This is a genomic window from Halanaerobiales bacterium, from assembly GCA_035270125.1.
GTDB lineage: Bacteria > Bacillota > Halanaerobiia > Halanaerobiales > DATFIM01 > DATFIM01.
The window spans coordinates 1-2,176 of sequence record DATFIM010000236.1; the positions used below are offsets into that span (position 1 = coordinate 1).

General features: G+C 34.7%; 2 protein-coding genes. Both read left to right on the forward strand.

From position 1 onward, the window contains the following. On the forward strand, positions 1–691 hold a 691-nt coding region (locus VJ881_11535), incomplete at its 5' end, for a gamma-glutamyl-gamma-aminobutyrate hydrolase family protein (protein ID HKL76687.1). A 105-nt stretch (positions 692–796) separates the two neighbouring features. Further along, the coding region (locus VJ881_11540) for a Na+/H+ antiporter NhaC family protein (GenBank protein ID HKL76688.1) at positions 797–2,176 on the forward strand (1,380 nt) is incomplete at its 3' end.

Consider the following 2,176-nt stretch of genomic DNA (forward strand, 5'->3'; position numbering starts at 1 on the left):
TCATGAAAGACCCAGAGGAGCAACTGGTCAGGATATGGCTATGTCAACAATGGATTATGCAAGAGGTGTAGAAAAAGGGGGAGGAATTCCCGTAAATATTCCAGTTATTAATGAAGAAGATTATATAGATAAAATGGTAGAAAAGTGTGATGGTTTATTGTTTAGTGGAGGACCGGATATAAGTCCCTATCTTTATGGTGCTGGCCCTGACAGCCAATGTGGAAAAGTTATACCTGCTAGAGATGAGTTTGAATTAAAACTTCTAGAAAAGGCAATAGAAAAAGAAAAACCAGTGTTAGGAATTTGTAGAGGAGCTCAATTAATAAATGTAAGTTATAATGGTACTTTAAAACAACATATTGATGATCATCGTGATGGATTAAAACATCATGCTTTAATTAAGTTTCCAAGATGGTATAAAGCTCATGATGTAGAGATAAAAAAAGAATCACATATCTTTAAAGCATATAAAAAAGAAAAAATGAAAACTAATAGTTTACACCATCAGGCAATTAAGGAGGTGGGAGATGGTTTAACAGTAACTGCAAAAGCATCAGATGGTATTGTTGAAGGAGTTGAAGATAAAGACAAAGATTTTTTAGTAGGAGTACAATGGCATCCAGAAATGATGTATTTTAAACATGAAGAGCAGGTGGAAATATTTAAATATTTTATTGAAAATGTAAAATAGGTAAAATTAAAATAGGTACCCGGTATGGTACTCGGTACCATACCGGGTACCTCCCGATATATGTCGGGATATGTAAAAATTATACAAAATAAGGAGGCGAGTATTATGGAAGAAGCAGTTCATTATGGAATTTTATCATTATTACCTGCTATTATAGCTCTTGGTCTTGCTATCTGGTCAAAAAGAGTTATTGAGTCATTACTTGCAGGTATTTTATCAGCATCACTAATTATTGATATTGCTACTGAAGGATTTACTCATGCAATTTTATATGCTATTCCTAATCTATTCAGTAAAATAGTAGGTCATCCTGCTGATTCTGAAGCGGGTCTCGAAGGAATAGGGATTTTGAGTGGCACAAGTTTACCCAAGATTTTTATAGTTGTCTTATTGCTTGGAGCATTTATTAAATTGCTTGATAAATCAGGTGGAGCAATGGCTTTTGGAGATTGGTTAACTAAAAAAGTAAAAGGAGAACAGGGTGCTCAAACAGCTACTGGTATTATGGGAAGTTTATTATTTACAAGTGCCTATTTTAGTTCTCTTGCAACAGGCGCTGTTTTTAGACCTATCTATGATAAACTAAAAATTTCAAGAGAAAAATTAGCATTTATACTTGATTCAACTTCTGCCCCAATTAATACTCTTGTACCTGTTTCAGGTTGGGTCGCTTATATGACAGTTCTTATGGAAGAAAATATCCCCAGTGTAGAAAACGGTATTGTTGGATTATTTAAAACTATTCCTTATAATTTTTATAATATCTTTATGCTTGTTTTTGTATTTTTGATAGCAAATAAAGTTATAAAAGATTATGGCCCTATGAAGAAAGCAGAGAAAAAAGCTAAAAAAGGAGAAGTTGATTATTCAGAATTTGAAACAGGATCTACTGACGAGGCTAAAGATGGTACAGTAGCTGATATGCTCTGGCCACTTGGTGTTTCTATAGTAACCTTAGTTGTTCTGGGACTTTGGAATTTTACTTTAGCAAGTGTGCCCTTTTTCAAAGGGTTAGGTGTAAGTAGTATTCCTCTAGGTAGTAGAGATATTCTTATTTTAAGTTTTTCACTTGGTCTAATTGTAGCTTTTATAAAATTTGTTTCCAGTGGATTAATGGAAGCTGATGAGTTTTTAGATATTGCTGAAGATGGTACCAAATCAGCTATAATAGGTGGTATGATTATTGTTTTAGCTGTTACTCTTGGTGGTCTTTTACAGGCAGATGCTCCTGAAGGTCTTGGAGCAGCAAAATATGTTGAGAGTTTAGTTGCTGGTAATATTGCGCCAGCGATTTTACCAACAGCTGTCTTTATTATTGGAGCCTTCATGGGCTTTTCTATGGGGACTTCTTTTGGAGTTTGGGCTATTATGATGCCTATTGCTCTTCCTATAGTTCTAGCTACAGGTGGTAATCCATTCTTAGCTGCAGCAGCTGTTCTTTCTGGTGGTACTTTTGGTGACCACTGTTCACCTATTTCTGATACA